At 64.2% G+C, this 23005-nt stretch carries 23 protein-coding genes and 2 pseudogenes; 13 read left to right on the plus strand and 12 right to left on the minus strand.

The genetic code is table 11. The features are described from left to right. The first annotated feature begins 122 nt into the window (after nucleotides 1-122). From ACXHGZ_RS11415 to ACXHGZ_RS11425, 3 genes are all read left to right on the plus strand, one after another. Nucleotides 123-773 carry an ankyrin repeat domain-containing protein gene (locus ACXHGZ_RS11415; RefSeq protein WP_480463921.1) on the plus strand — a complete coding sequence of 217 codons (651 nt, stop codon included), beginning with the start codon at nucleotides 123-125 and terminating at the stop codon, nucleotides 771-773. A 149-nt stretch (nucleotides 774-922) separates the two neighbouring features. After that, complete coding sequence (locus ACXHGZ_RS11420; protein WP_224456003.1) at nucleotides 923-1330, plus strand: MerR family transcriptional regulator; 408 nt, start codon at nucleotides 923-925, stop codon at nucleotides 1328-1330. Nucleotides 1331-1350: 20 nt separating this feature from the next. After that, nucleotides 1351-2250, plus strand: coding sequence for a hydroxymethylglutaryl-CoA lyase (locus ACXHGZ_RS11425; RefSeq protein WP_480463923.1), 900 nt, complete (start codon nucleotides 1351-1353; stop codon nucleotides 2248-2250). 538 nt (nucleotides 2251-2788) lie between these two features. On the opposite strand, the gene ACXHGZ_RS11430 is transcribed toward ACXHGZ_RS11425, so the two are convergent. Further along, nucleotides 2789-3313 (minus strand): MgtC/SapB family protein, encoded by a 525-nt coding sequence (locus ACXHGZ_RS11430; RefSeq protein ID WP_480463925.1) that lies wholly within the window; start codon nucleotides 3311-3313, stop codon nucleotides 2789-2791. Between the two features lie 161 nt (nucleotides 3314-3474). Between ACXHGZ_RS11430 and ACXHGZ_RS11435 the strand changes: the two genes are divergently transcribed. From ACXHGZ_RS11435 to mapR, 3 genes are all read left to right on the plus strand, one after another. Continuing rightward, nucleotides 3475-3714 carry a DUF3203 family protein gene (locus ACXHGZ_RS11435; RefSeq protein WP_480463927.1) on the plus strand — a complete coding sequence of 80 codons (240 nt, stop codon included), beginning with the start codon at nucleotides 3475-3477 and terminating at the stop codon, nucleotides 3712-3714. Between the two features lie 83 nt (nucleotides 3715-3797). Then, nucleotides 3798-4004, plus strand: coding sequence for a hypothetical protein (locus ACXHGZ_RS11440; protein WP_480463929.1), 207 nt, complete (start codon nucleotides 3798-3800; stop codon nucleotides 4002-4004). Between the two features lie 38 nt (nucleotides 4005-4042). Further along, a complete protein-coding gene (gene mapR / locus ACXHGZ_RS11445) occupies nucleotides 4043-5452 on the plus strand; it encodes a GntR family transcriptional regulator MpaR (protein ID WP_480463931.1) in 1410 nt (469 codons plus the stop codon). Between the two features lie 30 nt (nucleotides 5453-5482). On the opposite strand, the gene ACXHGZ_RS11450 is transcribed toward mapR, so the two are convergent. The 4 genes from ACXHGZ_RS11450 to ACXHGZ_RS11465 all read right to left on the minus strand — a co-directional run bounded on the left by ACXHGZ_RS11450 (nucleotide 5483) and on the right by ACXHGZ_RS11465 (nucleotide 9573). Continuing rightward, the gene (locus ACXHGZ_RS11450; protein ID WP_480463933.1) at nucleotides 5483-6229 is read right to left on the minus strand and encodes an SDR family oxidoreductase; all 747 of its coding nucleotides are present in this window, start codon (nucleotides 6227-6229) and stop codon (nucleotides 5483-5485) included. Between the two features lie 114 nt (nucleotides 6230-6343). After that, nucleotides 6344-7879, minus strand: coding sequence for a DHA2 family efflux MFS transporter permease subunit (locus ACXHGZ_RS11455; RefSeq protein WP_480463934.1), 1536 nt, complete (start codon nucleotides 7877-7879; stop codon nucleotides 6344-6346). After that, nucleotides 7876-9069: an HlyD family secretion protein gene (locus ACXHGZ_RS11460; RefSeq protein ID WP_480463936.1), complete on the minus strand. Its 1194-nt coding sequence runs from the start codon at nucleotides 9067-9069 to the stop codon at nucleotides 7876-7878. The genes ACXHGZ_RS11455 and ACXHGZ_RS11460 overlap by 4 nt, the downstream gene beginning before the upstream one ends. A gap of 30 nt (nucleotides 9070-9099) precedes the next feature. After that, entirely contained in the window at nucleotides 9100-9573 is a 474-nt protein-coding gene (locus ACXHGZ_RS11465) for a MarR family winged helix-turn-helix transcriptional regulator (protein WP_480463937.1), read from the minus strand. A gap of 222 nt (nucleotides 9574-9795) precedes the next feature. Here ACXHGZ_RS11465 and ACXHGZ_RS11470 point away from each other — a divergent pair, with 222 nt between their 5' ends. Beyond that, complete coding sequence (locus ACXHGZ_RS11470) at nucleotides 9796-10803, plus strand: FecR family protein (protein ID WP_480463939.1); 1008 nt, start codon at nucleotides 9796-9798, stop codon at nucleotides 10801-10803. Nucleotides 10804-10906: 103 nt separating this feature from the next. On the opposite strand, the gene ACXHGZ_RS11475 is transcribed toward ACXHGZ_RS11470, so the two are convergent. Continuing rightward, a complete protein-coding gene (locus ACXHGZ_RS11475; RefSeq protein WP_480463941.1) occupies nucleotides 10907-12226 on the minus strand; it encodes a Na+/H+ antiporter family protein in 1320 nt (439 codons plus the stop codon). A gap of 629 nt (nucleotides 12227-12855) precedes the next feature. Here ACXHGZ_RS11475 and ACXHGZ_RS11480 point away from each other — a divergent pair. The 4 genes and pseudogenes from ACXHGZ_RS11480 to ACXHGZ_RS11495 form a co-directional block, all read left to right on the plus strand. Next, nucleotides 12856-13773, plus strand: a pseudogene (locus ACXHGZ_RS11480) (methyl-accepting chemotaxis protein); the annotation flags it as partial. 393 nt (nucleotides 13774-14166) lie between these two features. After that, a pseudogene (locus tag ACXHGZ_RS11485) lies at nucleotides 14167-14679 on the plus strand (methyl-accepting chemotaxis protein); the annotation flags it as partial. 255 nt (nucleotides 14680-14934) lie between these two features. Further along, the gene (locus ACXHGZ_RS11490) at nucleotides 14935-15948 is read left to right on the plus strand and encodes an ABC transporter substrate-binding protein (RefSeq protein WP_480463943.1); all 1014 of its coding nucleotides are present in this window, start codon (nucleotides 14935-14937) and stop codon (nucleotides 15946-15948) included. Continuing rightward, complete coding sequence (locus ACXHGZ_RS11495; RefSeq protein WP_480463944.1) at nucleotides 15945-16796, plus strand: ABC transporter permease; 852 nt, start codon at nucleotides 15945-15947, stop codon at nucleotides 16794-16796. The genes ACXHGZ_RS11490 and ACXHGZ_RS11495 overlap by 4 nt, the downstream gene beginning before the upstream one ends. A 109-nt stretch (nucleotides 16797-16905) precedes the next feature. Here ACXHGZ_RS11495 and ACXHGZ_RS11500 read toward each other — a convergent pair whose 3' ends face one another. The 4 genes from ACXHGZ_RS11500 to ACXHGZ_RS11515 form a co-directional block, all read right to left on the minus strand. Continuing rightward, on the minus strand, nucleotides 16906-17988 hold the full coding sequence (locus ACXHGZ_RS11500; RefSeq protein WP_480464042.1) for a DUF1615 domain-containing protein: 1083 nt from the start codon (nucleotides 17986-17988) through the stop codon (nucleotides 16906-16908). Nucleotides 17989-17993: 5 nt separating this feature from the next. Continuing rightward, nucleotides 17994-18545 carry a hydrolase gene (locus ACXHGZ_RS11505; protein ID WP_480463945.1) on the minus strand — a complete coding sequence of 184 codons (552 nt, stop codon included), beginning with the start codon at nucleotides 18543-18545 and terminating at the stop codon, nucleotides 17994-17996. Between the two features lie 84 nt (nucleotides 18546-18629). After that, nucleotides 18630-19349, minus strand: a complete 720-nt coding sequence (locus tag ACXHGZ_RS11510; protein WP_324812057.1) for a thioesterase II family protein — start codon at nucleotides 19347-19349, stop codon at nucleotides 18630-18632. Nucleotides 19350-19359: 10 nt separating this feature from the next. Next, nucleotides 19360-19581, minus strand: a complete 222-nt coding sequence (locus tag ACXHGZ_RS11515) for an MbtH family protein (protein WP_084856942.1) — start codon at nucleotides 19579-19581, stop codon at nucleotides 19360-19362. A 151-nt stretch (nucleotides 19582-19732) separates the two neighbouring features. On the opposite strand from ACXHGZ_RS11515, the gene ACXHGZ_RS11520 reads away from it, so the two are divergent. Beyond that, a complete protein-coding gene (locus ACXHGZ_RS11520; RefSeq protein WP_084856940.1) occupies nucleotides 19733-20350 on the plus strand; it encodes a LysE family transporter in 618 nt (205 codons plus the stop codon). Nucleotides 20351-20353: 3 nt separating this feature from the next. Here ACXHGZ_RS11520 and ACXHGZ_RS11525 read toward each other — a convergent pair whose 3' ends face one another. Beyond that, nucleotides 20354-20758 (minus strand): hypothetical protein, encoded by a 405-nt coding sequence (locus tag ACXHGZ_RS11525; RefSeq protein WP_084856938.1) that lies wholly within the window; start codon nucleotides 20756-20758, stop codon nucleotides 20354-20356. Nucleotides 20759-20989: 231 nt separating this feature from the next. Between ACXHGZ_RS11525 and ACXHGZ_RS11530 the strand changes: the two genes are divergently transcribed. After that, complete coding sequence (locus ACXHGZ_RS11530) at nucleotides 20990-21850, plus strand: CAP domain-containing protein (RefSeq protein ID WP_480463948.1); 861 nt, start codon at nucleotides 20990-20992, stop codon at nucleotides 21848-21850. A 69-nt stretch (nucleotides 21851-21919) separates the two neighbouring features. Here ACXHGZ_RS11530 and ACXHGZ_RS11535 read toward each other — a convergent pair whose 3' ends face one another. Beyond that, on the minus strand, nucleotides 21920-22909 hold the full coding sequence (locus ACXHGZ_RS11535) for a GlxA family transcriptional regulator (protein ID WP_480463950.1): 990 nt from the start codon (nucleotides 22907-22909) through the stop codon (nucleotides 21920-21922). Between the last annotated feature and the right edge of the window lie 96 nt (nucleotides 22910-23005).

Genomic DNA, 23005 nt, shown 5'->3' on the forward strand with positions numbered 1-23005 from the left:
TGCGTGAAAAGCTGCAAAGCGACTCGTATCAAGAAATGCACTGCATGCCATGCGGATAATTAACTTCCAAGCCAGCCCGTGGTTTTCCTAGGATGAAAGCCGGTCACTCAGGAGCCCAGCCCATGCGCTTGCCGTTCGCCACTGCCCTCTTCGCCTTGTTCACAAGCTTCGCTGCCCACGCCGAGACCTCTGCCATGGATACCCAGTTGCTCGATGCCGCCCAACGTGGCGATGCCACAGCCGTACGCCACCTGCTCGACCAGGGGGCCACAGTGGATGCCCGCGACAGCCAGGACCGTACGGCGCTGCTGGTCGCCACCCACGCCAACCGCGTGGAAGCGGCCAAGGAGCTCATCGAGGCCGGCGCCGACGTCAACGCCAAGGACAATATCCAAGACAGCCCCTACCTGTATGCCGGCGCCCGCGGCCTGAACGACATCCTGCGCCTGACCCTGGATCACGGGGCCGACCTCAAGAGCACCAACCGCTACGGCGGCACGGCATTGATCCCCGCTGCCGAGCGCGGGCATGTCGAGACCGTGCAGCTGCTGATCGATGCCGGCGTCGACGTGGACCACCTCAACCGGCTGCACTGGACCGCCCTGCTCGAAGCGGTGATCCTCGGCGACGGCGGCCCACGTCATGTGGAGATCGTGCGTCGTCTGCTGGCGGCCGGTGCGGACCGGATGATCACCGACAAGGATGGCGTGACGGCCTTGGAACATGCGCGCCAGCGTGGTTATCGGGAGATGGTGTCGCTATTGGAAAAGTAGGTTCTCCCACTGCTCCCACAGTGCTCGTGCGAACCGCTGCTCTTTACGATGTTCCGCCTTCCCTGTCGGAACATGGCCCGGAACGGCTTGCTTGACGTATACGTCAACCTGCCTTTAGCTTACGGCTATCCACTCTTCCGAGCCCGAGCATGAGCACCCAGACCTACAGCATTTCCGACCTGTCCCGCGAGCTGGACATCACCACGCGCGCGATCCGCTTCTATGAGGAACAAGGCCTGCTCAGCCCTGAGCGTCGGGGGCTGGAGCGCATCTATTCAGCGCGTGACAAGGTCACCCTGAAATTGATCCTGCGAGGCAAACGCATTGGTTTTTCATTGGCCGAGTGCCGTGAGCTGATCGAGTTGTACGACCCCAGCGGCGGCAACCTCAAGCAGCTGACCAGCATGCTCGCCAAGATCGCCGAACGTCGCGCGCAGCTGGAGCAGCAGATGCTCGACATCCAGCAGATGCACCTGGAGCTGGACACCGCCCAGGAGCGCTGTGAACAGGCCCTGGCCGCCACCTTGAACAAGCAGCACCACAACAACAGCCATTGATCCGCCACAGGAATCCCGCCATGTCATTGCCCCAGAATGTCCGCCTGGTCGAGGTCGGCCCACGCGACGGCCTGCAGAACGAAGCCCAGCCCATCAGCGTCGCCGACAAGGTCCGGCTGGTGGACGACTTGACCGATGCTGGGCTGTCCTATATCGAAGTGGGCAGTTTCGTCTCGCCCAAGTGGGTACCGCAGATGGCGGGCTCGGCCGAGGTATTCGCGGCGATCAGGCAGCGTGCAGGCGTGACCTATGCCGCACTGGCGCCCAACCTGCGCGGCTTCGAAGATGCCCTGGCGGCGGGCGTGAAGGAGGTGGCGGTATTCGCGGCCGCCTCCGAGGCGTTTTCCCAGCGCAACATCAACTGCTCGATCAGTGACAGCCTCAAGCGCTTCGAGCCGATCATGGACGCAGCGCGCAACCACGGCGTACGTGTGCGTGGCTATGTCTCCTGCGTGCTGGGCTGCCCCTATGAAGGCAAGGTCAGTGCCGAGCAGGTCGCGCCAGTGGCCCGTGCATTGCACGAGATGGGCTGCTACGAAGTTTCCCTGGGCGACACCATCGGCACCGGTACCGCAGGCGACACCCGCCGGTTGTTCGAGGTGGTTTCGGCCCATGTGCCGCGCGAGCGGTTGGCCGGGCATTTCCATGACACCTACGGCCAGGCCCTGGCCAATGTCTATGCCAGCCTGCTCGAAGGCATCCAGGTGTTCGACAGCTCAGTCGCAGGCCTGGGCGGCTGCCCCTATGCCAAGGGTGCTACCGGCAACATCGCGACCGAGGACGTGGTCTACCTGATGCAAGGCCTGGGCATCGAGACCGGCATCGACCTTGCACAACTGATCGCCGCTGGCCAGCGCATCAGCACGGTGCTGGGCCGCGACAATGGGTCGCGGGTCGCACGGGCCTATAGCGCACGATGAATCATCGAGGTGTCACATTCGTGTGGGTGGAGTGTTACCTCCCCCACGTTTGCCAGCGGAAAATCGGGTAACAGGGAAACAAATCGGCAGATTTTCAGGGGCTCAGATTTTTTAGATTGCATGCAAGTCATTGATTTTAAAGGATTTTGAAAAGTTGGCACGGCACCTGCTTTATCTCTGGCATAACAAGAACAAAAACGCGATACCCAATAAAAACAATAGGTAACGGCTCTGACATAACAAGAACAACACGGCAGAGGCGTAGCAAGCAGATTTTTTTGGAGTAAACACGCTTTTCAGGGGTTCGCCCCGCGGTCTGGCACAGAACAATAAAACTACCTTCAGGTAGCGGCAGCCAGGTTCGGATCAGCAATGATGGAAGCGGGTCGGCGCTCAAAAAAATACGTTTGCTCTTGTGCCCCGAGTGGGGGCCAACCGCGGTACAGAGGCAAAAGGCTGACAAAAACAACAACAGGCCAGCCTCCAATAATAAAAAAAGAGCAGGCAACAACGCTTATGAGGGGAGCTTCGGCTCCCCTCAGTGCTTCCTGTCATCCCCTTCCAGCTTCTCCTCCTCGCCCTCGATCTTCTCCACCAGCACCGGCATGCTGCCCAGCACCAACAGCGCCAACACCGTGCTGATCACTGCCGTGGCCTCACGGCCCATACCGGCGGCAGTACCGATGGCAGCCGTCATCCACAGCCCTGCGGCGGTGGTCAGCCCTTTCACATGGCTGGTGTCCGTGCCGTTTCCCTTGAGAATGGTACCGGCACCGAGAAAGCCGATGCCCGCGACAATGCCCTGGATCACTCGGCTCAATGCCTGTTCGTCCGCACCCGCCATGCTCGGCGCCAGTACGAACAGCGCCGCGCCCAGGGATACCAGCATATGCGTGCGCACGCCCGCCGACTTGCCCTTGTGCTCGCGCTCGAAACCCAGCACCGCGCCGAGAAGCGCCGCCATGATCAAGCGCACGAGGACCTGGGTGACCTCGCGCACATCGGTGATGTCGGCGAATTCAGCCTGTATCGCCTGCCATATCGTGTACCACCAAGGATCCATGCTGTGCCTCCCAGGTTGCGCACCGCCCTTGTATGCACCGTTCCCCTGTAGGTTGACCGTTGTGCCTGCCCGGAGTGCGATCGGCCCCGCCGAGCGGAACGATGCAGCAACCGCGAACCTGGTGCGGTCACAACCGATGACTGCCACAGGAGGAATTCGCCATGCCCGTTGAAATCGATGAAACCACCCGCCGCTGCACCCTGATCGGCGAGAACCTGCGCCTTGAGGCCGAAGGCCCGGACATCGAGATCGTGACCGATGAACAGCTGCGCATGTCCGTGGCGCTGCTTGCCGGCCAACGCGTCCCCATCACCGAGGCCGAAGCCGACGCGCTCACCGTGGCCGGTGCGCTAGATAGTCGCAGGCATCTGAAGGCCAGCGCGCCAGGCTCCGTGATCTAAGGGCTGCGCGACAATCCACGACCATCTGATACGGTTTTTATCGCGCCACCTGGGCCTGTATTGAAAACGGGCCACGATCCATAGTGGACAAAGCCTGTACGCAACCTGAGCACCGGCTTGCCGGTGCGTGGTTCGTACGGTTCCTCAGCACCGCCTGGCGGAACTGCAACGGTTGCCAGGCGGTGCACTGGGCCCTGACCCAGGAACTGATCTTCGAAGTCTGCGCAATGGGCGCGCCATCGACCTGCAGCCAGGCCCGTAGCCGCTTCGTCGCACCACTGCACCGCTGATCCCTTACACTGATGTGTCACCTGCCTGCCGAGCCACGATGAAACGCTACGAACGATTCGCCGACGACATTGCCGAACTGATCCGCTCCGGGGTGCTCGCCCCTGGCCAGCGCGTGCCCTCGGTGCGCTACGCGAGCCAGACCCATGGGGTCAGCCCGTCCACGGTGTTCCAGGCCTACTACCTGCTCGAGCGTCGCGGCCTGATCCGGGCCCGGCCGCGCTCGGGCTATTTCGTCAATGTCCACGCGCCACGCCAGTTCAGTGAACCTCTAGCCCAGGCACCGGTCAGTGAGTCCACCGACGTGGATGTCAGTGCCTTGGTGTTTTCCATCCTCGACTCGATCAAGGACCCGCACACCGTGCCGTTCGGCTCGGCCTTCCCCAGCCCGGAACTGTTTCCGCTGCAACGTCTGTCGCGCTCACTGGCCAGTGCCAGCCGCGCCATGGACCCGCAGATGGTGGTCACCGACCTGTCGCCGGGCAATCCACAGCTACGGCGGCAAATCGCCCTGCGCTACATGGTCACAGGCCTGATGTTGCCGATGGAGGAGCTGCTGATCACCAATGGCGCGCTGGAAGCCCTGAACCTGTGCCTGCAGGCGGTCACCCAGCCCGGCGACCTGGTGGCCATCGAGGCACCGGCTTTCTATGCCTGCCTGCAGGTACTGGAACGGCTCAAACTAAAGGCCGTGGAAGTTCCGGTCCATCCACGCGAAGGCATGGACCTGGGGGCGTTGGCCCAGACCCTGGAGAAACACCCGATCAAGGCCGTGTGGTGCATGACGAATTTCCAGAACCCGGTAGGTGCCAGCATGCCGGAGGCGAAGAAACAGGAACTGGTCGAACTGTTGCGCCACCACCAGGTGCCGCTGATCGAAGACGATGTCTACGCGGAACTCTATTATTCGCAGCAATCGCCCAAGCCGGCCAAAGCATTCGATACCGATGGGCTGGTGATGCATTGCAGCTCGTTCTCCAAGAGCCTGGCACCCGGCTACCGCATCGGCTGGGTGGCGGCCGGACGTTTCGCCCAGAAGATCGAACGGCTCAAGCTGATGACCTCATTGTGCGCCTCGATGCCGGCCCAGGCGGCCATTGCCGACTATCTGCAGCACGGCGGCTACGACCGGCATCTGCGCAAACTGCGCTACGCCTTGGAGGGCCAGCAACTGAGCATGCTCGGCGCAATCGCCCGGCACTTTCCGACCCAGACCCGGGTCAGCCACCCCACCGGTGGTTATTTCCTGTGGCTGGAACTGCCCGAACAGATGGACGCCCTCAAGCTGTTCCACCTAGCCCTGGCCCAAGGCATCAGCATCGCACCGGGGCCGATCTTCTCGCCGACCCGACGCTTTGGCAATTGCATTCGCCTGAACTACGGCAGCCCTTGGCACGACACCGCGGAACAGGCCATGGAGACTTTGGGGAAGATCATCAGGTCATTCTGACAGACCTGCCTGCCAGCTACGGGAAGCGGCCTAGCGCCCGCCCCCCAGATCGATGAAGCTGCCTGTCGAATAGGATGCCTTGTCCGACAGCAGCCATATGATCGCCTCGGCCACCTCTTCAGGCCGCCCGCCCCGCCCCATCGGCAGGCCAGGCTCGAGCTTGGCCACGCGGTCCGAGTCACCGCTCAGGGCATGGAAGCCGGTGTGGATATAGCCGGGGCGTACGCCATTGACCCGCACGCCCTCGCCTGCCACTTCCTTGGCCAGCCCCAGCGTGAAGGTATCCAGCGCTCCCTTGGAGGCGGCATAGTCGACGTACTCATTGGGCGAGCCAAGCCGTGCCGCCACCGACGACACGTTGACGATCGCCCCGCCCTGCCCGCCATGGCGACGGGCCATGCGCAGCAAGGCGTGCTTGGCACACAGCATCGGCCCGACCACGTTGGTCTTCATCACCTTGAGCAGGCGAAATTCGGACATTTCCTCGACCCGGCTCTGCTGGCCGATGGTCCCGGCGTTGTTGACCAGCGCGGTAACCGGGCCAAGCTCCTGGTCGACGCGATGGAACAGCTGGGACACTTCATCCTCGACACTGGCATCGGCACGCACGGCGATGGCCGTGGCGCCCAACGCGCGCACCTGGGCCAGTACCTGTTCAGCGGCCTGGTCGTCAGCGTGGTAGTTGATGCAGATGCGGTAGCCCTGTTGTGCCGCCAGCAGCGCCGTGGCAGCGCCGATGCCACGGCTGGCACCGGTGATGACGATGACCTTCTCCATGAATCCGCCAATTGCTCTGGGAATGGATTCCCGACAATAGGGGAAAAGGCGATGCTTGTGAATGCCCTCGAAGGGCGCAGGGCGAAAGCGGCTCCCACAGGCTTCACACAGCTATCAATGCCCGGCCGAAGCCGGCGCCGCCTTGGCGGTGAACGGCGGACGCGCCAACCACACCAGCAGGATCAGGCCGGCGAATACCCAGGTCATCAAGGTGAAATAGTCCACCGTGGACATCATGTAGGCCTGGCCGTTGAGGATGCGCTCCAGTTGCGCATAGCTCTGTGGGTTGTCCCCGCCCAGCTGCCCCAGGGCATGCTGGGTCGCCGGGTCGTACTCGCTGATGTGCTCGCTCAGGTAGGCATGGTGTTGCTCGGCGCGGCGGATCCATATCCAGGTGGTCAGCGATGCGGCGAAGCTACCGCCCAGGGTGCGCAGGAAGGTCGCGAGCCCCGAGCCGTCGGCGATCTGGTGCGGCGGCAGGTCCGACAGCAGGATGCTCAAGGTCGGCATGAAGAACAGCGCCACGCCAATGCCCATGAATAGCTGCACCAGCGCCACGTGCTGGAAGTCCACTTCGTTGGTGAAGCCTGCGCGCATGTAGCAGCTGGCACCGATCGCCAGGAAGGCCAGGCCCGCCAGCAGGCGCAGGTCGACCCGATGCGCGTACTTGCCCACGAAGGGCGACAGGACCACCGGCAACAGGCCGATCGGCGCTACCGCAAGGCCCGCCCAGGTGGCGGTATAGCCCATCTGCGTCTGCAACCATTGCGGCAGGATCAGGTTGATGCCGAAGAAGCCGGCGTAGCCACCGACCATCACCAGGGTGCCCACGCGGAAGTTGCGGTGCACGAACAGCCGCAAGTTGACCACCGGATGGCGGTCGGTCAGCTCCCAGATCACGAAGATCGCCAGGAATACCACCGAGACCAGGCTGCCCACGACGATGAACGACGACTCGAACCAGTCCAGGTCGTTGCCCTTGTCCAGTACCACCTGCAACGCCCCGACACCGATGATCAAGGTCAGCAGGCCGATGTAGTCCATCGGCTGGCGGCTGGTGGTGACCGGCCGCGAACGCATCTGCTGGCGCACCACCGCGGCGGCGAACAGGCCGATGGGCACGTTGATGAAGAAGATCCACGGCCAGCTGTAGCTGTCGGTGATCCAGCCGCCGAGAATCGGCCCGGCAATCGGCGCCACTACCGTGACCATGGCCAGCAAGGCCAGCGCCATGCCTCGCTTGGCGGGTGGGTACACGGCGATCAGCAAGGTCTGGGTCATGGGGTACAGCGGCCCCGCGACCACGCCCTGGAGCACGCGAAAAGCCACCAGCTCCGGCATCGACTGGGCGATCCCGCACAGGAACGAAGCCAGCACGAACAACAAGGTGGCCCAGATGAACAGCTTCACTTCGCCGAAGCGCCGGCTCAACCAGCCGGTCAGCGGCAAGGCGATAGCGTTGCTCACGGCGAACGAGGTGATCACCCAGGTGCCCTGCTCATAGCTCACGCCGAGGTTGCCCGAGATGGTCGGCAGGGCTACGTTGGCGATGGTGGTATCGAGCACCTGCATGAAGGTGGCCAACGACAGGCCGATAGTGGTCAGCAGCAGGCTCGGCGGGGTGAACTGCGCGGGCGCGTCGTTGCTCATCGCTGGGCCGTCTTGCCGCTGGCGCTGTTCTCGTGGATCAGCCGGGCGATCAGCTCATCGGCTTCGGCCAGCTGGCGGTCATACACCTGGGTGGCATAGCTGGCCTGCTGCGGAGGCTGCTGGGCCAATGCCGGGCCGCTCTGATCGTGCAGGTCGACCTCCACCACCGTGGACAGGCCGATACGCAGCGGGTGTTGCTTGAGCTGCTCGGGGTTGATGTGGATACGCACCGGTACCCGCTGGACGATCTTGATCCAGTTACCGGTGGCATTCTGTGCCGGCAACAGCGCGAAGGCGCTGCCGGTACCGGCACCAAGGCTATCGACCGTGCCACTGTACTTCACGTCGCTGCCGTACAGGTCGGCGGAAATCTCCACCGGCTGGCCGATGCGCATATCGCGCAGCTGAGTTTCCTTGAAGTTGGCGTCGATCCAGACCTGGTCCAAGGGAATCACCGCCATGGTCGCCACACCCGGTTGCAGGCGCTGGCCCAATTGCACGGTACGTTTGGCCACGTAGCCGGTCACCGGCGCCACCAGCGTGGTGCGGGCATGGTCGAGGTAGGCCTGGCGCAGGTCGGCGGCGGCGGCCAAGACTTCAGGGTGCGACGACACCACGGTGTCGTCGACCAGTGCAGTGCTGGTATTGAGCTGTTGACGCGCGCTGTTCAGGGCGCTCTGCGCAACGCTCAGATCATCGCGCGCATGGGATATTTCCTCGGCTGCGATCGCCCCGCTGTCGGCCAGCACCTTGCGCCGCCGGTAGTTGTCCTGAGCCTTCTGCAACTCGGCCTGGCGCGTCTGCAACTGGGCCTTGAGGGCATCGACATTGCTGTACAGCCCGCGCACCTGGCGTACGGTGCGCGCCAGTCTGGCTTCGGCGGCCTGTAAGGCCACCTCGCTGTCAGCGGGGTCGAAACGCAACAGCACCTGGCCTTCGTGCACCAGATCGCCATCGTCGGCACCGATGCTGGTGACAGTGCCGGTCACCAGCGGTGTGATTTCCACCACGTTGCCGTTGACGTAGGCGTCATCGGTGCTTTCGTGCCAGCGCCCGACCAGGGCATACCAGGCCCAGGTGGCGGCGCCTGCCAGGATCAGCACCAGCAGCAAGCCCAGCAGCCAGGCCTTGCGCGTGCGCGTGTTGTCCGGCGCAGGTGCTGGGGTGGGAGTGTCAGCGGAAGTGGCCATGACAATACCTTGGAAAGAGTCGTGGGAGGATCAAGCGTTGCCGAAACGGCGAATCGTCAGGGGGTCGCCGGCGCTCAGCAGCACCTTGGCCAGCAGGCCCTCGAGGGTCTTGAGCTCCTCGGGCTGCAAGGCACCGACCAGCTCATTCATTGCCGCGGCACCGATCTCCGGCAGCCGATCGGCCAGGCGCTGGCCATCTTCGGTCAACGCCAGGCGAACCTGGCGGCGATCCTCGGGGCAACGGTTGCGCAGGATGAGGCCCTTCTGCTCGAGGCGATCGAGCATGCGGGTCATCGAGCCGCTGTCCAGGCCGAGGTAGCGGCACAGTTCGGCTGGGGTATCCACGTCGTACTGGGTGACGATGATCAGCACCTTGAACTGCGCAGCAGTGACGCCGTCTGCTTCCAGGTGCCAATCGAGGATGCGGTCCTTGAGCAACGCGGCACGCCCCAAGAGCATGCCGATGGCGCAGGTCTGGAAGTTTTCCGGCGAGAAATGAGACATGACGAAGGCCCGGGGCAATATGTGTAGAAATATTACTGCCTAGGCAGTGAATGTCAAAGCCTTGATTAGCCTGCTATTTAAAAGTTCGGCAAGACGCTCTATCAGATCGCCTGGATCCGCCGGAATCGCGATGAAAAAACGGGCATCTGATAGTCGTTCGCCATTATCTTGGTTCTCGACACTCCCCGGTCGAGGGTAGAATGCGCAAAACCGGGAGCCGCAATGAACCACGATCGCTTGACCCCCACCCCAGACGATGCCCTCGCCGACGCAGCCGCCCACTGGTGCATGCGGCTGCATGCCGACGACTGCACGGCAGCCGAGCGCGAGGCATTCCAGCGCTGGCTGGCGGCCGACCCACGGCACCAGGAGGAGTATCAGGCGATGCTGGAGATCTGGCATACCGCCGAACACTTGCCCCCTACCGCCACAATGGTGGACTTCAACCCGCGTGCACGGCCTGTAGCACGCCAACACACCTGGCGCCCGCTGGCTTCGGCTGCAGCAGTGCTCCTGCTCGCCCTGCCCCTGGCTGGCTGGGTCGGCTGGGAACAAGGCTGGCTGCCCAACCGCTACCAGCACGTCGAAAGCGACGGCCAGGTGCAGCAGGTGACCCTGAGCGACGGCAGCGTGGTCGAGCTCAACCTGCACACCGAGTTGCGCTACCTGAACTACAAGGACCGGCGCCAGGTCACCTTGGTCAAGGGCGAGGCGTTCTTCAAGGTCAAGCACGACAGCCGCCACCCGTTCATCGTCCGAGCAGGCAGCGGCCAGACCCGGGTCACCGGGACCCAGTTCAATGTCTGGAAGCATGAAGACCAGGTCAGGGTGACACTGGTGGAAGGCTCGGTGCTGGTCACCAGCCATGGCGCCGATGACGGCTACCGCCTTGGCCCTGGCATGCAGGCCAGCTACCGCACCGGTGACTTCGAGCCGGTACTGGCGCAAACCGACGATTCCGGCAACAGCCTGGCCTGGCGCAGCGGCAAGCTGATCCTGGACAACCTCACCCTGGCCCAGGCCTTGCCAGTGATCAACCGCTACCTGGACAAGCCCTTGCGCCTGGCCGACGAGAGCACGGGCAAGATCCGCGTCAGCGGGGTGTACAGCATCGACGAGGTGGAGCGCCTGGTGGATAACCTGCCGAAGGTGCTACCGGTCTACTTGACGCGTAGCCAGGACGGCAGCACCGTGCTCAATCGCATCTCCCCACCGGCCAGCCGAGGGTGAGCCTGAAGCGTTCGCCGCAACAGCTTCGGCGCCTTTGAAATCGAGCGCCGCGCGGGCGGCGCTCGCTTTCACAGCTACCAACCCGCTCAAGCCCTGCCTCCGCTCAAAGCACCATCGCCGCCAACCAGCCAAACGCCAGCAGCGGCAGGTTGTAGTGAATGAAGGTCGGTACCACGGTGTCCCAGATATGGTGATGCTGGCCATCCACGTTCAGCCCCGAAGTCGGGCCGAGGGTGGAATCCGATGCAGGCGACCCGGCGTCGCCCAGCGCCCCGGCGGTACCCACGATGCACACAGTGGCCAGCGGGTCGAAGCCCAGTTGCACGCACAGCGGCACGAAGATCGCCGCCAGGATCGGCACGGTGGAGAACGACGAGCCGATGCCCATGGTCACCAGCAGCCCCACCAGCAGCATGAGCAAGGCACCGACGCCCTTACTGTGGTCGATCCACTGTGCCGAAGCCTCGACCAGGCCGTTCACTTCACCGGTGGCCTTCATCACCTCGGCAAACCCGGACGCGGCGATCATGATGAAGCCGATCATGGCCATCATCTTCATGCCTTCGGTGAACAGGTCGTCGGTGTCCTTCCAGCGCACGATGCCCGACAGCGAGAAGATCAAAAAGCCGACCATGGCACCGATGATCATCGAGTCCAGCCACAACTGGATGATGAACGCTGCGGCAATCGCGGCGCCGGCTACCAGCAGGGTCAGGGGGTTGTAGCGGACGCTGACCTGCTCGACCTGTTCGATGCGGTCTAGGTCGTAGTCACGCTTCTTGCGGTAGCTGACGAACACGGCCAGCAACAGCCCGGCGAGCATGCCCGCGGCCGGAATGGCCATGGCATGGGTGACGTTGACGCCACTGACATCCACGCCGGCACGGGCGACGTTGGCCAGCAGGATCTCGTTGAGGAAGATGTTGCCAAAGCCCACCGGCAGGAACATGTACGGGGTGATCAAGCCGAAGGTGATCACGCAGGCGATCAGCCGCCGGTCGATGCGCAGCCGGGTCAGCACGTACAGCAGCGGCGGTACCAACAGCGGAATGAAGGCGATATGGATAGGCAGGATGTTCTGCGAGCAGACAGCCACCACCAGCATCAGCCCGACCAGCACCCACTTGAGCGCACCGTTGTTGGCATGCCCCTGCCGGTCGACCATCGCCAAGGCGCGGTCGGCCAAGGCATGGGCCAGGCCGGATTTGGCAATGGCGACGGCAAAAGCGCCGAGCAGCGCGTAGGACAGCGCCACCGTGGCACCACCGCCCAAGCCACTGTTGAAGGCCTTGAGCGTGCCTTCGGTGCCCAGGCCGCCGACCAGGCCACCGGTCAGGGCGCCGACGATCAGGGCGATGACCACATGCACGCGGGACAGGCTCAATACCAGCATGACGCCAACCGCGGCAATGACTGCATTCATGGTGTGGTTTACCTCGTTACGACAGACGAAAAGCGAGTGCGCCGGCGACAGGCTGCATGCGGGCAGTGGCCGGGCCAGGGGATGTTGTTATGAAGGGCGCACACTCTGAAGCACACCTGGGCGCTTGTCAAAGCCGTCAAGACCGTGACTCGTGTCAGAAGTGCCTGAAAGTACGGTTTTTTATTGAACGTATGGATAAAGAAAAGGACCGGCTCGCCGACATAAAGGGCAGCCCCAGGCTCTGCTGCCAATCAGCCGCGACTAGACCGACTGGCACTGGCCAAGACCTCTTAACAAGGGATCCCCAAATGCCTTTGCGTCAACTTTCCATCCAATGGAAGATCACCCTGTTGGCCGGCCTGTGCCTGGCGACCATCGTCACGGTGCTGATCGGTCTTTCGTTGTACCGCATGGATCACAGTTCGGACCTGGTCAAGGCCAGCAGCATGCAGATGCTCACCGAGTCGGCCCAGGCTCGCATCGAGTCCCAGGGCGAGGTGCAGGCCCTGGATATCCGCCGCCAGTTCATGGATGCGTACCAGTACGGCGCCGGTTTCGCCCGCCAGGTGTTGTTCCTGCGCGAGCAGGCCGAAAAGCGTTTTCTCGATGCCTATGACCTGCGCGAGGACATGACCCGGCAGGTGCGCACGGCTCTGCAGGCCAACCCCGAGCTGCTCGGCCTGTCGCTGGTCTTCGAGCCTGATGCGCTGGATGGCAAGGACAGCCTGTTCAACGGCCAGGCCGAGCTGGGCAGCAACGAAACCGGGCGTTTTGCCTTGTACTGGTCGCAGCCACGCGCCGGCCAGCTGACGGCCATGGCATTGCCGGAACAGGACATGGCCAACACCGAGATCGGCCCCAGCGGCGAGCCGGCCAACACTTGGTGGGTATGCCCGCGCAGCACGCGCAAAGTGTGCGTGAGCGAGCCCTACTTCTATACCATCGATGGCCAACAGGTGCTGATGACCAGCATCGTGTTCCCATTGATCGTGGCGGACAAAGTCATCGCCACCCTCTCCATCGATATCAACCTCAACAGCCTCCAGGCCCTGAGCGAACGCGCCAGCCGAAGCCTCTACGAAGGCCGTACCACGGTCGGCATCCTCAGCCCCGCGGGCCTTCTGGCCGGCTACAGCGCCGATGCTGGCAAGCTGGCCCAGCGCTTCGACCAGGTCGACCCGGCCCAGGGCGCAGAACTGGTGCGCAAGCTGCCGGACGGCAAGCTGCAGGTCGTGCGCCATGAACAGCGCCTGAAGGTGCTGGCCGCCTTCGAGCCGATCCCGGGCGGCAAGCCCTGGGGCGTGCTGCTCGATGTCCCGCAAAGCGCCCTGACCGGCCCGGCCGAAGCGCTCAAGCAGGAGCTCGACGCCCTCAATACCAGCGGCACCTTGCTCGAGCTCGGCCTTGGCCTGGCTGTCGCGATCGCAGGGCTGTTGCTGGTGTGGCTGATGGCCCGCGGTGTCACCCGGCCGATTCTTGGTGTTGCGGCCATGCTCAAGGACATCGCCAGCGGCGAAGGCGACCTGACCCGTCGCCTGGCCTACGACAAGCGCGACGAACTGGGTGAGCTGGCCGGCTGGTTCAACCGCTTCCTCGACAAGCTGCAGCCAACCATCGCCGAGGTCAAACGTTCGGTACATGCCGCCCGTGGCACAGCAGACCAGTCGGCAGCCATTGCCGCCCAGACCAGCGCCGGGATGGAGCAGCAGTACCGTCAGGTCGACCAGGTGGCCACCGCCTCCCATGAGATGAGTGCCACTGCCCAGGACGTGGCCCGCAGCGCTGCGCAAGCCGCCCAGGCCGCTCGCGAGGCCGACCAGGCCACCCGTGAAGGCCTGGCGGTGATCGACCGCACCACCCACAGCATCGATGCGCTGGCGGCCGACATGAGCGGCGCCATGGCCCAGGTCGAAGGCCTGGCCCAGAACAGCGAGAAGATCGGCTCGGTGCTGGAGGTGATTCGCTCGATTGCCGAACAGACCAACCTGCTGGCCCTCAATGCCGCCATCGAGGCCGCCCGGGCCGGCGAGGCCGGGCGCGGCTTCGCAGTGGTCGCCGACGAAGTACGCAACCTGGCCCGGCGTACCCAGGAGTCGGTGGAAGAAACCCGCCAAGTGATCGAGACGCTGCAGGCCGGCACCCAGGAAGTGGTCGGCGCCATGGACAACAGCCACCGCCAGGCCCAGGGTGGCGTCGAGCAGGTCGGCCAAGCGGTGACCGCACTGCAACGCATCGGCCAGGCGGTAACGGTGATCACCGACATGAACCTGCAGATCGCCTCGGCCGCCGAAGAGCAGAGCGCAGTGGCCGAGGAGATCAACCACAATGTGGCGACCATTCGCGATGTCACCGAGTCGCTGTCCGGGCAGGCCAACGAGTCGGCACGGGTCAGCCAGTCGCTGAACGCCCTGGCCAACCAGCAGCAAGGGCTGATGGACCAGTTCCGCGTCTGAGTGCCATAACCGGCCGCCTGTAGAAGCGGCGGCCGGACCTGTCCTGCAATCGGGGTGCAAAGCGCCCCCTCCTTTTACAACCCATCGCACGCCGGGTGGAACTGCCCTCCTCCCAGTAGGCGAGCTCGCCAATCTATTCTCACCTGCGCAGGCATTGCCGCTGCCTGAAGCCCTTCCCGCCGCGCCCAACCAGGGTGACGAACCTGTGTCGTCTACACTTGCCCGAACCCCGAGACTGGCGACCGAGAGGCACAGATGAAGAAGATTTCCACGCTGCTGGCCGGCCTGGTCCTTGCCGTCGGCCTGGCCAGCACCGACAGTGCCGCAGCCGACGAACGCGCGCCCATCCACTTCGGCGCCATCGGCTGGGAAAGCGGTGCATTGACCACCGAGATCCTGCGGCTGATCGTCGAGCACGGTTACGGCTACCCCACCGACACCTTGCCGGGTAGCACCGTCAGCATGGAAGTGGCCCTGGCACGCAACGACCTGCAGGTGATCGCCGAAGAATGGGCCGGGCGCAGCCCCGCCTGGGTCAAGGCCGAGCAGGCCGGCCAGGTATTCGCGCTCGGCGACACGGTAAAGAACGCCGAGGAAGGCTGGTGGGTGCCGGCCTACGTGATCAAGGGCGACCCCGCACGCAAGCTCGCGCCGCTGGCCCCCGACCTGCGCACCGTCGATGATCTCAAGCGCTACCCTCAGGTATTTCGCGACCCAGAGGCGCCGGACAAAGGCCGCTTCCTCAACAGCCCCAGCGGCTGGACATCCGAGACGGTCAACAGCCAGAAACTCAAGGCCTATGGCCTCGACACCCTCTACAACAATTTCCGCAGCGGCTCGGGCGCAGCCCTGGATGCGGAGATCGGCTCGGCGATCCGGCGCGGCCAGCCGGTGCTTTTCTATTACTGGAGCCCGACGCCGCTGATGGGGCGCTACGACCTGGTGCGCCTGGAGGAGCCACCTTTCGACGCAGCTGCCTGGGCCACCCTGACCGATGCCAAGCACCCGGCGCCCAAGGGCAGCCGCTCATTGCCGGCCAAGCTGTCGATCGGCGTGTCGGCGCCCTTCCGCCAGCAATACCCGGACCTGGTCGCGGTATTCGAGAAGGTCGACCTGCCGATCGACCGACTGAACAAGGCCCTGGCACGAATGAGCGAAACCCGACAGCCACCGCGTGATGCGGCCCTGGCGTTCCTGCGCGACAACCCGGCGGTGTGGAAGGCCTGGTTGCCTGCCGAGGCCGCCGCCAAGGTCGAGGGGGCGTTGTGAGCGCAGGCTTTCCCGAGGCACTGCAATTCTCTTTCGCCGCATGGGTCAACCGCCTGGTCGATTGGCTGGTGCTGCACTACGGCAACCAGCTGCGTCATGTCTCGGACCAGCTGCTGCAGGTCCTGGTAAGCCTGGAAAACGGCTTGCGCCTGCTGCCATGGTGGCTGTTGCTGCTGGTAGTAGGGCTGCTCGCCTGGCATGCCAGCCGTAGCCTGCTGCGAGCGATGGTGCTGTGCGCCTTGCTGGCGCTGATCGGTATGCTTGGGCTCTGGGACAAACTGCTGCAGACACTGGCCCTGGTACTGGTCAGCACGGGCCTGTGTGTGTTGGTGGGCGTGCCGCTGGGGATCGTACTGGCGACCCGGCCGCTGGCCCGGCGCCTGCTGTTACCGGTGCTGGACGTGATGCAGACCTTGCCGGCATTCGTCTACCTGATCCCGGTGCTGATGCTGTTCGGCCTGGGCAAGGTGCCCGCCGTGTTCGCCACCCTGGTGTATGCCCTCCCGCCCTTGGTACGCCTGACGCAATTGGGCCTGGCACAGATCGACCCCTCGTTGCTGCAGGCCGCCCATGGCCTGGGCGCCAATCGTTGGCAGCGGTTGCGGCGCATCGCCCTACCCCTGGCGTTGCCGAGCATCATGGCCGGGTTGAACCAGTCGGTGATGATGGCGTTGTCGATGGTGGTGGTGGCCTCGATGATCGGGGCACGGGGGCTGGGCGAAGATGTGCTGGCCGGCATCCAGACGCTCAATGTCGGCCAAGGGGTCGAAGCCGGGCTGGCGATCGTCGCGCTAGCGATGGTCATCGACCGGATCAGCCAGGCGTATGGCCAGCCGGGGCGTTCATGAACCCTCGTCGCCACACAAAGGCAGCATCACACTGACCTGTAGGAGCGGGCTTGTCCCGCGATCAAGGGCGAAGCCCTTGCCATACCACCGCAGCTCCCGCAAAGCCTTATCAACGTTTCATGCAGCGCTGGTAACGCTCGTCCACCCTGCCGGCAAACCATGCAGTGGTCAGCTTGCGGGTGATCTTCGGGCTCTTGAGCTCGATCCCCGGCAACACCGCTCGCGGCATAGGTTTACCAGCCGCGGCATCAGCGAGGGCGAACACACCCTCATACAGCTCGGTGTCCTCGAACGCGAGGCTATCGCCCTTCTCCAGCTGGCTGCGGATCTGCGTATTGCGCAAACCAAGCTTGACCCCGAGCTTGCGGGCGGCCCGTTCGGTACTGCCAGGCATGATCGAACCCGGCGCGATCAGGTCGCCGTCGAGCGCCAACCGCTCCCCGGTCGCACGGCTCAGGGCTGCCTGGAACGCAGCATTGCGGCTGGCGTACCAGCCGGCGTTGAAATCGGCGAAGCGATACAGCTGACGCTGGTAATGGCTGGGGTAGCCCAGCAGGTGGGCAATACCGAAGTACATCCCACCACGGCGGGTGAACACTTCCTGGCGGATCGTCCCCGAGTGGCTGTAGGGGTAATCCCTTGCGTTACGCTCGGCGAAGTCGATGCTCACCTGCATCGGCCCTCCGGTGCGCACCGGGTTAAGCCCACCGAGCAGGGTTCTTCCCAAGGGCAGGCCGGAGATGAAATCGTCGAACAGGCCGCTCAGTTGCTTCTCGCTGCGTACCGCGAGCAACCGTTGCTGGTAGGTTTGGCCATTGGGCGATGGGGTCTTCAGCGCGCCATCGACCAGCAACCTGGGGATGTGCAGGCGCGCGGCACGGCGGTCGATTTCCTCCCGGGCGATGCGGCCCAGGTTCGGCACCTGCGGGTCTGCATTGAAGGTCGACTCCTGCTCGGTGACGGCCAGCACGGCGCATAGGTTGCTCTTACTGGGAGCGATACGCTGGGCAGCGAAGGCGACCTGGATGTCCTGAGCCCAACCGTCCCGGTCCCTGGTCGAGGCCGGCAGCAGGCGCTTGACCTGGGCCTGGACCTTGGCCGGGTCGGCCTCAGGCGCTCGCGGTGGGGTGGCACAGCCTTGCATCAGTACGAGGATGGCCAGCCCGCAAGCCACCAGCCGCCGGTCGATCATTTTCTTCAAGGCTGCTCGCCCACCAGATAGGTCTTGCTGATATGGCGGAACAATGGATGGGCGGCGCTGCCCATCCATTCGAACAGCACCATCTCACGGGTGACCACCTGGGCCCCGGCATCGCGCATGCGTGCCAGGCCCGCCGCCTTGCTGGCCGGGCTGCGGCTGTCGCAGGCATCCTCGACCACGAACACCTGCTTGCCCAGGGCCAACAGGCCGAGCACGGTCTGCAACACACAGACGTGCGTTTCCATGCCACAGACAATCACCTGCTCGCGCGCCATCAGGCTCGCCGGCAGGCACTGCGCGGCCACGCAGGAAAAATGCTGTTTCTCCACCACTTCGGCGGCCGGCGCTGCTGCCAGCAGCTCGGCCAGGGTATGCCCCAAGCCCTTGGGATACTGCTCGGAAATCACCGTGGGCACTTCCAGTTCGGCGGTCGCGGCCAGCAACCAACGCGCCCGCGCCCGCGTGCCCTCCGGGTCGCTCATGGCGCCTATGAGTTTTTCCTGGATATCGACGACCAGCAGCGTGGCCTTGTGAGAATCGATCAGCATTGACTGCCCCTTGCCTGGGAACGTAGCGGCCTGCCGTAGGCCACGAAGGCTACTAGGCTGGCCGAGGCAAGGGGGTGGCGTCAATCATGCGCAACGCCGATAGGCGCCGAGAGCGTTGGCCAGCACGGCCAGAACACGGTCTTCGTGCTCGTGGATGAAGAAATGCCCGCCGGGGAATACCTCCAGGGAAAAGTCGCCCACCGTCTCCTGGCGCCAGGCCAGCAATTGTTCCTGGCTGGCCCGGTCGTCCTCGCCGCCGAGCACATGCAACGGGCAGCGTAGCAAGGGGCGGTGGCGGTAGGTATATCGGCCACATAGCAGGAAGTCGGCGCGCAGGACCGGCAAGGTCAGGCTCATCAGCTCCTGGTTGGCCAGCACTTCCTCCGGGGTACCCTGCAAGTCACGCAGTTCTGCGATCAGAGCGTGATCAGGCCTGGGCTCGCGCCAGTGGCCGGCCTCGTAGTCTTCCCGGCGAGTCGGCGCCGCGGTGCCACAGGCGAACAGCGCCAGCGGCGGCGGGCAACCCACGGCCTGCAGTTCATGGGCGAGCTCGAAGGCCAGCAACGCCCCCAGGCTATGGCCGAGCAAGGCATAAGGCGCATTGGCCTGCAGGCGCTGTTCGGTGGCCAGTTGCCGGGCCAGGGCCTGCATGTCGGTCTGCAGCGGCTCGCCCAGGCGCGCACCACGCCCGGGCAGCTCCACCGGGCATACTCGCAACCAGGCCGGCACCTTGCGGCGCCAGCGGCTGTAGACCATGGCGCTGGCGCCGGAATAAGGCAGGCACAACAGGTTCACCTCGGTCACCGGCAACGCCTCATTGCGCCTGGGCCTGCGCCATCTTCTGACGCAGGCTCAGCGGGCGCATGTCGGTCCAGACTTCATCGATATAGGCCAGGCACTCCTGCTTGAAACCGCTCTTGCCCACCGCGCGCCAGCCGTTGGGGATGGCCTTGTAGTCTGGCCAGATGGAATATTGCTCTTCGTGGTTGACCACTACCTGGAACACGATATCGTCGCGGTCGAATACGGACGTCATTGCCTGTCTCCTTGAATGTTGAAGGCCGATGCGCAGTGCGCAGGGCGGCTCTCCATCAAACGAAGGGCGAGCGGGAAAAATTAATCGCCTGCCTTTGCAAGCGGCGCCGATGGTGGCATATATCGAGCTTCCCTTAATGGAGCGTTTTCTCATGCTCGGCGTAACCGACTACGGCGCATTCGTCGTTGCTTTCCTCATCCTGCTGGCCATTCCGGGGCCCGGCAACTTCGCCCTGATCACGGCTACCGGCAAAGGCGGTATCAAGGCTGGCCTGGCCGCCACCTGTGGGGTGATCCTGGGCGATCAGGTGCTGATGTGGCTGGCGGTGGCCGGGGTCGCCACGCTGCTGGCCGCCTACCCCGCCGCCTTCCACGTGGTGCAGTGGGTGGGGGCGGCCTACCTGGCCTGGCTCGGCCTGCGCATGGTGTTGAGCAAGCCTGGCGCAGCCCCACGGGAAAGCCGCATGGCCAATGGGCATTACCTGCGCCAGACCATGATGATCACCTTGCTCAACCCCAAGGCGATCATGTTCTACATGGCGTTCTTTCCGTTGTTCGTGGACCCGGTGCATCACCAGGGCGTGGTCACCTTCGCTTTCATGGCGGTCACCGTGGCGGCACTGACTTTTCTCTATGGTTTGGTTGCGGTGGTGCTGACCCATCACCTGGCCGAGCGCATGCGTGCCAACCCACGCATCAGCAACCTCCTCGAGCGCCTGGCAGGCGCCTGCCTGGTGGGGTTCGGCATCAAGCTGGCGGCGATGCGCTGAGGTTCAGGCGTCACGCAACAGGTCGTGGGCATCGAGCAGGCGGAAGGCAACCTGCGGGTTACGCTCCAGCCCACGACGGATCGCGGCGGGGATCGACTGGCGCGTCTTGCGGCACAGCCCCGGTTGTTCGTCCAGTTCGATGACGATGCCGCGCATGGTGCGCACTTCGTTGTAGCCCGGCGCGATACGCACCCGAATGCCCAGTTGCTCGTACAGGCGCACCTGCAGGCGCTGCAGGTCTTCCAGGTCCTTGAGGTTTTCCAGGCGCTCGAGCAGGCGCTTTTCCTCCTGGCGGGTCAGCAACAGGATACGTTGCGCCTGAGGCGGCCCTTCGTGCAGCCGCTCGCGCCCACAATTGCAGGCGCCCGGCGGGCAGGGTTGGCGAAGGGGTAACTGGGTGCTGGTCATGGAGCAAGCATAGATCTTTCCCTGTCCAAGTTCATGAGGCAGGGATCGCCTGGATGAAAACGCCAATGACGTGCCGCACTTTTCCGGCAAGCGGTGGTCTACCCCCTCTTTTGCCGAGTTGCAATCGATTGCCGGCCGTTATTCGCAGTGCACAAGGCAGGGCCAAAAGCCCTGCGCTTGTGTAGGATGAGCAGCGCAACCTAGGCGCTGCCAGTTCATAGGGAGATCTTCATGCGCGTCCTGTCATCCGTTGCCCGTCTTGCCGTCCTGTCGCTGGGCCTGGTGGCGTGCGCCAATGCCCTGGCCTTCAGTGGCGAAGAGGGGCAGCTGATCGAGTCGATCAACGCCTACCGCAGCCAGGCCCAGCGTTGCGGCGGGGAGGCTTCGCTGGAGTTGCCCCCGCTCAACAGCGACACCCGCCTGGCCTTGTCGCCCGAAGGCACCCGCGACCTGCAGCAGGCCATGACCCGCGCCGCCTATCCGATGGTCAACGTACAAGCCATCAGCCTGTCCGGCCCACGCGATGCCCAGGCCGCGATGCGGGCCATCGAGGAAAGCTTCTGCCAGGTGGTGCTCGACCCGCAGTTCGTCGATATCGGGGTCAGCCAGGAGGGTCGTGACTGGCGTATCGTCCTCGCCCGCCCTTTGCTCAGCGGGCGCCTGGGCGACTGGCAGGCCGAAGGGCAGAAACTGTTGCAGGAAATCAATGCCGCACGCAAGGTACCGCGCCAGTGTGGCGGCCAACCCTTCGCAGCGGCGCCGGCGTTGGGCTGGAACGCCACCTTGGCTGGGGTTGCCGCCAACCATACCCGAGCGATGGCCAACCAGAACTTCTTCGACCACCTGGACCGCGACGGGCGCACCCCAGGTGATCGCGCAGAGCTTGCCGGCTACCTGTACCAGCAAATCGGCGAAACCATTGCCGCCGGGCGCGACACGCCACGCAAGGTCGTGGACGGCTGGCTGGCAAGCCCCGGCCATTGCGCCATCCTGATGAACCCTGAGTTTCGCGAGCTAGGCGCCGCCTATGCCGTGGACCCGAAGAGCGACGCCGGGATCTACTGGACAGGCGTGTTCACCTCGCCGCAATGACCTTTGCGGGCATGATGAGGCCTGTGAGCGCGCGCCGCCCGCGCGGCGCATCGAGAGCGGCGCTCGACCTTACCGTCCCCGCGGCTGCCGCGGCACACCCTGCCGCAACGCCAACGCTGTACAACCAAACCGTCGCCGTACGCACTTGCCCAGGTAGCTGGCATCTCCCAACCCCACCTCATCGGCAATCTGCGCCAGGCTGTGGCTTGTGTTGATCAATCGCCAGCGCGCCTGCTGCAGGCGCAGCTCCTGCCACCAGGCCTTGGCGCTCATCCCGTGGCTGGCCTGGAACTGGCGGTCCAACTGGCGGCGGCTGATGCCCAGCTCAGCCGCCAATTGCTCGATCGACAGCGAGGCGCCCAAGTGATGGCGCATCAGCGCAGTGGCACGCTGGACCTGACGCCCCTGCTGCCCTGCCCCGGCGTCCAGCGAACGCAAGGCATGACGGCTGTCTCGGGTCTCGTCCACCAGCATGTCAGCCAGGCCCTTGAGTGCGCGGGCTCGCCCGCAGGCCCGTGACAGCAGTTCCACGGCCAGGTCGATGGCTGCGGTCCCGCCGGCACAGCTGATACGTGCACCATCGAAACAGTACAGCTGCTCGCGTTGCACCTGCAGGTGAGGGAACGCTGCGCGAAATTCAGCTTCGTGCCGCCAATGCACCACGACTTTGTGGCCATCGAGCAGGCCGCAAGCGGCCAGGAGAAACGCTGCGTTATCGACGCAAACCAGCTTCACTCCAGCGCGCACGGCACGTTTGAGCAGTGCCCGGTAAGACGGCGCCAGGGCAGCCGTTGCAGCGGCACTGCGCCCGCCGAACAGCACCAGGTAATCGTAGCCCTTGAACGCCATCTGCTGCGCGATCACGTCCACCTGCACCACCGCACCGCTGCTTGAGGACACGGGCTGCGCGTCCAGGCCCAACAATGCCCAACTGCAATAACGCTGGCGGCTGTAATCCTCATCGTCGGCGCTGAAACGCAACTTGTCGAGGAAGGCGCCGAACGGCAGCAAGGCGAATTCCGGCAGGGGAAGGATCAACAGTCGGATATCGGGTGTCATTGAAAAACACGTCCAGAAAACGCTATGGAATGTCCGAATATTACCCTTCAAACGATGCTTCGTGCTCTAGACTGGCGCCCGTCCCTACCCTAAGGC

It is taken from the genome of Pseudomonas shiyinii (genome assembly GCF_056725765.1).

Coding starts and splice junctions, on each gene's coding strand:
- ACXHGZ_RS11415 (WP_480463921.1), top strand. CDS start 123: ATGCGCTTGCCGTTCGCCACTGCCCTCTTCGCCTTGTTCACAAGCTTC.
- ACXHGZ_RS11420 (WP_224456003.1), top strand. CDS start 923: ATGAGCACCCAGACCTACAGCATTTCCGACCTGTCCCGCGAGCTGGAC.
- ACXHGZ_RS11425 (WP_480463923.1), top strand. CDS start 1,351: ATGTCATTGCCCCAGAATGTCCGCCTGGTCGAGGTCGGCCCACGCGAC.
- ACXHGZ_RS11430 (WP_480463925.1), bottom strand. CDS start 3,313: ATGGATCCTTGGTGGTACACGATATGGCAGGCGATACAGGCTGAATTC.
- ACXHGZ_RS11435 (WP_480463927.1), top strand. CDS start 3,475: ATGCCCGTTGAAATCGATGAAACCACCCGCCGCTGCACCCTGATCGGC.
- mapR (WP_480463931.1), top strand. CDS start 4,043: ATGAAACGCTACGAACGATTCGCCGACGACATTGCCGAACTGATCCGC.
- ACXHGZ_RS11450 (WP_480463933.1), bottom strand. CDS start 6,229: ATGGAGAAGGTCATCGTCATCACCGGTGCCAGCCGTGGCATCGGCGCT.
- ACXHGZ_RS11455 (WP_480463934.1), bottom strand. CDS start 7,879: ATGAGCAACGACGCGCCCGCGCAGTTCACCCCGCCGAGCCTGCTGCTG.
- ACXHGZ_RS11460 (WP_480463936.1), bottom strand. CDS start 9,069: ATGGCCACTTCCGCTGACACTCCCACCCCAGCACCTGCGCCGGACAAC.
- ACXHGZ_RS11465 (WP_480463937.1), bottom strand. CDS start 9,573: ATGTCTCATTTCTCGCCGGAAAACTTCCAGACCTGCGCCATCGGCATG.
- ACXHGZ_RS11470 (WP_480463939.1), top strand. CDS start 9,796: ATGAACCACGATCGCTTGACCCCCACCCCAGACGATGCCCTCGCCGAC.
- ACXHGZ_RS11475 (WP_480463941.1), bottom strand. CDS start 12,226: ATGAATGCAGTCATTGCCGCGGTTGGCGTCATGCTGGTATTGAGCCTG.
- ACXHGZ_RS11490 (WP_480463943.1), top strand. CDS start 14,935: ATGAAGAAGATTTCCACGCTGCTGGCCGGCCTGGTCCTTGCCGTCGGC.
- ACXHGZ_RS11500 (WP_480464042.1), bottom strand. CDS start 17,988: ATGATCGACCGGCGGCTGGTGGCTTGCGGGCTGGCCATCCTCGTACTG.
- ACXHGZ_RS11505 (WP_480463945.1), bottom strand. CDS start 18,545: ATGCTGATCGATTCTCACAAGGCCACGCTGCTGGTCGTCGATATCCAG.
- ACXHGZ_RS11515 (WP_084856942.1), bottom strand. CDS start 19,581: ATGACGTCCGTATTCGACCGCGACGATATCGTGTTCCAGGTAGTGGTC.
- ACXHGZ_RS11520 (WP_084856940.1), top strand. CDS start 19,733: ATGCTCGGCGTAACCGACTACGGCGCATTCGTCGTTGCTTTCCTCATC.
- ACXHGZ_RS11525 (WP_084856938.1), bottom strand. CDS start 20,758: ATGACCAGCACCCAGTTACCCCTTCGCCAACCCTGCCCGCCGGGCGCC.
- ACXHGZ_RS11530 (WP_480463948.1), top strand. CDS start 20,990: ATGCGCGTCCTGTCATCCGTTGCCCGTCTTGCCGTCCTGTCGCTGGGC.
- ACXHGZ_RS11535 (WP_480463950.1), bottom strand. CDS start 22,909: ATGACACCCGATATCCGACTGTTGATCCTTCCCCTGCCGGAATTCGCC.